General features: G+C 56.5%; 6 protein-coding genes. 1 reads left to right on the forward strand and 5 read right to left on the reverse strand.

The window, feature by feature from the left end; all coding sequences use genetic code 11:
• The 5 genes from HMPREF9538_RS19490 to HMPREF9538_RS19470 form a co-directional block, all read right to left on the reverse strand.
• A partial coding sequence (locus HMPREF9538_RS19490; protein ID WP_009484474.1) for a plasmid partitioning/stability family protein occupies window positions 1–304 on the reverse strand: 304 nt, incomplete at its 3' end.
• Window positions 305–313: 9 nt separating this feature from the next.
• Window positions 314–1270, reverse strand: coding sequence for a plasmid segregation protein ParM domain-containing protein (gene parM, locus HMPREF9538_RS19485; protein ID WP_004146678.1), 957 nt, complete (start codon window positions 1268–1270; stop codon window positions 314–316).
• 147 nt (window positions 1271–1417) lie between these two features.
• Window positions 1418–1540, reverse strand: a complete 123-nt coding sequence (locus HMPREF9538_RS32150; RefSeq protein ID WP_004146677.1) for a hypothetical protein — start codon at window positions 1538–1540, stop codon at window positions 1418–1420.
• Between the two features lie 5 nt (window positions 1541–1545).
• Window positions 1546–2961, reverse strand: coding sequence for a melibiose:sodium transporter MelB (gene melB / locus HMPREF9538_RS19475; RefSeq protein ID WP_004218080.1), 1416 nt, complete (start codon window positions 2959–2961; stop codon window positions 1546–1548).
• 93 nt (window positions 2962–3054) lie between these two features.
• A complete protein-coding gene (locus HMPREF9538_RS19470; RefSeq protein ID WP_004186565.1) occupies window positions 3055–4407 on the reverse strand; it encodes an alpha-glucosidase/alpha-galactosidase in 1353 nt (450 codons plus the stop codon).
• Between the two features lie 239 nt (window positions 4408–4646).
• Here HMPREF9538_RS19470 and melR point away from each other — a divergent pair, with 239 nt between their 5' ends.
• Window positions 4647–5585 (forward strand): transcriptional regulator MelR, encoded by a 939-nt coding sequence (melR, locus tag HMPREF9538_RS19465; RefSeq protein ID WP_002885229.1) that lies wholly within the window; start codon window positions 4647–4649, stop codon window positions 5583–5585.
• Window positions 5586–5603 lie beyond the last annotated feature (18 nt).

A 5603-nucleotide genomic window follows, 5' to 3' on the forward strand; every position in this document is an offset into this window, starting at 1 on the left:
GGGGGGGGGCGGGGGGGGCGGGGGGGGGGGCGGCGGGGGGGGGAGAGGCCGGCTGGATCTCAAGGAACGAGGCCAGCATCTTACGCAGCGTTTCCGGTTTAGTATCTTCCGCCAGCAACGCCGCCAGCATCGACGGCAAGCGGCTATCGACTTCCCCTAACGCCAGCCCCGCCAGCAGCGCGGTACGCGACATATCGCCGCGGTCGCCACGGTGATGGGCCTCAATTTTTGCGTCCGCGAAGCGCTCGCTGGCGCTGATATCCGGGCGCAGGTAAATCAGCACTTTTCTGCGATCCAGAGTCATAGACGCTCCTTAACCAATAATTTTCAGACCACGCACCAGGGCAAACTGCGGCTCTTCAGCCACCACGAAACGATCCTCGCGCAGACCCATCCGTTCACGAATGGCGTCGGCAACCAGCGGCGCGCCGCCGCCAATGACGATCGCGTGCGAATAGCCTTTAAAGCTATCGATGGCCGTCAGGACACGCGTGGTCAGACGTTCGATACTGTTATTGATCACCTTCTTCACCTCAGAAACCGCATCCGGATCGTTGATGTTGTCGGTCAGGTATTCTTCGTCGTGGCGGTTGATGATTATCTGGTCGACGTTATAGCTGGAGGTGTCGGTATTCGCCCGGGCCAGCGCCAGCTTAACGGCGTCGGTCACCAGCGATACGCCCAGCTTCGGGTCGCCGTAAATGCGCGAAACCGAGGTCATCTGCCCGGCGACCATTGAAATATCCAGCGTGGTGCCGCCAAGGTCGATAATCAGCACCGAATGCGACGGTTTCAGCTCATCACACAGGCTGATACCCGCCGGAATCGATTCCGGGCGCACGGTAACTTTAGTGATATTGAACACCACGCCTTTATTCAGTTTAACGTCGCGCAGCAGGCTCTTTTTCTTGCGCTCAATATTGTCGAGGCGATATTGCGCATCTTCATCATAAAATTCGGTCAGCGGCAGGGTGACCACAATTTCAACATCCTGTGGCTCAAGACCGCTGGTCAGCAGCGCGTGATGGACAGCGATGGAGTTCAACGGGCTGTATTGCCAGTCAATGTTATTGGTTGGGAGCGCATCGGGAGTGATCAAGTCGAATGAGTACTTTTCATCATCCACCGTGTAGTTAAAAGGCTTCCCCGAACCGAAGGTGGCAGACCAGCCGCGTTTAAAACTGTTGGGGCTGATATGGGTGAAAGTTTCGCCATCTTGCTCCCACAGCATTTTGATATTGGTTGAACCATCATCGATAAAAATGCGCATTGCATTGCTCCATCACTGAGACAAATAAGAGAAAAATGTAAGACCCAAAAAGAGTAGCAAGAGTTAAAAAGCAGCGCAAGAGCACGAAAAAGAGACAATTCTGAGTTTTATTTGAGAATAATCGGAGAAACAAACAGTCCAGAACGCTCAAAAAGAGAAATAATTGAGATAAAATAGAGAACTACAGTTTTCTCTTTCTGTCTTTTTAAGACACTGTTTTTTGCTCAAAAAGAGAGCATCCCTCCCCTCTTTCGTCAGCGGTTTTCGCACGCTTTTTACACCTGATTGGGTACCACAATCGGCCGTTCCGGCTCGACGTCATTTTCCGGTACCCGGCGATATTTATCCAGCAGGTGAATCTGAATCCGTCGCAGCATATCGCCATTCAGTTTGTAATAACGGAAATAGAGAAACAGCGTCAGAGCAAAAAAGAGCGTCGGCAGCGCAATCATAATCGCCTGCATCCCCAGCAGCGTGTGGGGCGACTGCACAACATTCGGCACGTAACCGATGATACCGAGCACGATAGCGATAAACCAGGCCGCAAACGCCGAACCGGCTTTGACTACCAGCGTTTGAACGGAATAGGCGATGCTTTCGCAGCGGATATTCATCGTATATTCGCCATAGTCGACGGTATCGGCCACCATAATAACCTGCAGCACCCAGAACAGCGCGGTGCCGATATTCAACAGCACCCCGGCCAGCGAAATCAGCGCGATGTTGTAAACGCCGCCCAGCGCCATCAGCAACAGCACGCCGCAGCCCAGCACCGGCATGATCGAAGCACCCGCCCACAGAATGCGCCGCGATAGCCCTTTTACCAGTCGTGGGAACAGGATCAGCGTCAGCAAATTCGCCGCCCCGGCGTAGGACATGTAATACGGGAACATCTCCGCGCTGCCAATCACGTAGGTAAAGTAGTAAATCGCAAAGCCAGCGATAATGTTCGCCGCCGTGTTATAGGCCAGCGCCATGCCTAACAGGCAGGCCAGCTGATCGTTTTTATAGATCAGCGCCACCATCTGGCGCAGTGAGAGGTGGCTGGAGTCTTCGCTCACACCACTGTCGGAGGAGTAAACCTCATGCACGTTGCGCAGGGTGACGAGGGTGGAAACGACGAAGAAGGCGATCAGCACCAGAGTGAACATCTGAAAACCGAAACCGCGATCGGCGCCGCCGACGGCGTTGACGAACGGCAGCGTGACGCCGGCCGTGACAAATCCCGCCAGACTGGCGAAAAAGCGCGGGTAAGGCACCAGCTGCTCGCGTTCGCGTTTATCGAGGGTAATGGTCGGCACCAACGACCAGAACGGCACATCCATGATGGTGTAGGTGAAGCCCCACAGCAGGTAGGTTAGCCACACCCACGCCAGCAGCGCCCCGCCGCTGAAATGGTGGGCGCTGAACAGCATATACAGCACCACCGAGTTGGTTATCGTGCCGATCAGGATCCACGGTTTGAACTTTCCCCATCGCGACCGCGTACAGTTAACGATCCATCCCATAATCGGATCGGCTATCGCATCGAGGATCCTTGCCACCAGGAACAAGGTGCCAACCACCCCGACCGATAAGCCAACAATATCGGTGTAGTAATACATCAGGTACATGTAGACGATACCGATAGCGAAATCTTTACCAAAGGCACCAAATCCGTAGCTGAGCTTTGTTGTCATTGAAATACTCATAGGGTCCAGGTCGCTGTCGCCAGCGCCTCCTTCAGCGTTTGATAGAGCGTGACAGGCACCGCCGGGTTCGTTGCCCCCGGCGGCATAAGAGGATTAACGGTGCAGCCAGGCCGGCAGCCAGTCGCCGTGGCTGGCGATCAGATCGTCCACCAGCGCGTAGATCTCTTCGATCCCCAGCACCGCGGCGGTGTGCGGATCCATCATCGTGGCGTAATAGACGTAATCGCGATTTTCGGTGAGGATCGCCTCCGTGAGCAGCGTCTGCACGTTGATATTGGTCTGCATCAGCGCCGCCAGATGCGCCGGCAGCGCGCCCACTTTGGTCGGCTGGATGCCGTTGGCGTCCACCAGGCAGGCCACTTCCACACAGCAGCCCTGAGGCAGGTTGTCGATGAGATTATCGTTTCGCACGTTGCCGTACACCACGCTTGGCTCGCCGGTCCAGATGGCGTTCATGATGGTGCTGGCATATTCGCGGGAGGGTTTCACCTCAATGCGCTCCCCGCGCTTATAGCTCTCCAGCTCCTGATGCCAGTTGGCCAGTTGCTCGACGCAGCGTTTAGGGTATTCATCCAGCGGCACTTTATAGCGAGCGAGAAGGTCATCGCGGCCCGGCTTGATAAACCATGGCGTGTATTCCGCGAAATGCTCCGAGGACTCGGTGACAAAGTAGCCCAGCTTTTTGAGCATTTCATAGCGGACGATGTTTTCGCAGCGCGGGTTGCCGTGCAGGTTCGGTTTCGGCGCCCGTCCGTCGGCGTAGGCCTGTAGCAGGTCGGGGTAGATACTGACGTAGCTGCCGTCCGCGAGCTTTTTCTCCAGCGACAGATAGAACGCCATATGGTTAATCCCCGCGCAGCGGTAGCGTAAATCCGCCGGATCGAGATCGAGGTCGCGCGCCAGCTCTTCCGCTGTGCCTTGCACCGAGTGGCACAGACCCACCTGCTTGATATGCGGGTAGCGGGCATACATCGCCCAGGTGTTCATCGCCATCGGGTTGACGTAGTTAAGCATGGTGGCGTCCGGGCAGACCTCGCTCATATCGTCGCAGATAGCCCACAGGTGCGGGATGGTGCGCAGCGCGCGCATAATGCCTCCCGGCCCCAGCGTATCGGCAATGGTCTGCTCCAGGCCGTGGCGCTTGCAGACTGCAAAATCGGTGACGGTACAGGGCTCATAGCCGCCAATCTGGAAGGCAACGACGACAAAATCGGCGCCCTGCAGGGCGGTTTTCCGGTCGCGGTGGCAGCTGATTTCGCCGTTCGCGCCCACGGAATCCATCAGCTTGCGCACCACGATATGCGACTCTTCCAGCCGGGTTTCATCGATATCCATCAGCGCGATATGCGCCGATTTCAGCGCCGGGCGCTGGAAAACATCACCGAGAATATTTTTGACGAACACCGTCGAACCGGCGCCGATAAAAGTAATTTTTGGGGCAGACATCACGCACTCTCCATCAGGTCATTGAACACTTGCAGAGTGGCACGCCGCTCCCCGCTGCGCTGCCCTGTTCCCGCCGGAGCATTCCCGAAAGCTCAGATCGGCCATTAAGCGCCACAAAATCTGAGATTTCGGGAACAGATTGAGCAAAAAGGAGAGAAAATGGGCCGATTCTTCCGCTAAGCTGTCGTCAGTTCTGGCGAAAAATGCAGCCACTCTGACAATTCAGGAATACGCTAACGATGGAACACCGCTTCACCTCTCTGCCCCCCGATCCCTTTATGTGCAGCAGCGACGAAAAGCAGAGCCGCAGCCCGCTGGCGCTCTACTCCGAGTATCAGCGTATGGATATCGAACTGCGCCCGCCGCACGCCATGCCCACCAGTCACTGGCACGGCCAGGTGGAGGTCAACGTGCCGTTCGATGGCGACGTCGAGTATTTGATTAATAACGAAGTGGTGCGCATTGAGAAAGGCTATATCACTCTGTTCTGGGCCTGTACGCCGCATCAGCTGACCCGCCCCGGCGATTGCCAGCAGATGGCGATATTCAACCTGCCGATGCATCTGTTTCTCTCATGGCCGCTGGACCGGGAGCTTATCAACCACGTCACCCATGGGATGGTGATTAAATCCCTCGCCGCGCAGCAGTTGAGCGCCTTCGAAGTACGCCGCTGGCAGCAGGAACTGAGCCACGAGAATGAACAGATACGCCAGCTGGCGATCGATGAAATCGCCCTGATGCTGAAGCGGCTGAGCCTCGCCGGCTGGCAGCCGATTCTGGTCAATAAAACCTCACGCACCCACAAGAACAGCGTCTCGCGCCACGCGCAGTTTTATGTCAGCCAGATGCTGGAGTTTATCGCTGCCCACTACGACCAGGCGCTGACCGTCAATGCCGTTGCCGAGCACGTGAAGCTCAACCCGAACTACGCGATGGGGGTCTTTCAGCGGGTGATGCAGCAGACCATGAAGCAGTACATTACCGCCATGCGTATCAATCATGTGCGGGCGCTGCTGAGCGATACCGACAAGACCATCCTGGATATTGCCCTTACCGCCGGTTTTCGCTCCAGCAGTCGCTTCTACAGCACCTTTACCCGCTACGTGGGCATGCCGCCGCAGCAGTACCGTAAACTCAGCCAGCAGCGGCGTCACGGCCTGGCCTTGCCGGAGGCATAAAAAATGCCGCCGGGGTTT

It is taken from the genome of Klebsiella sp. MS 92-3, assembly GCF_000195655.1.
GTDB classification, from domain to species: Bacteria; Pseudomonadota; Gammaproteobacteria; order Enterobacterales; family Enterobacteriaceae; genus Klebsiella; species Klebsiella pneumoniae.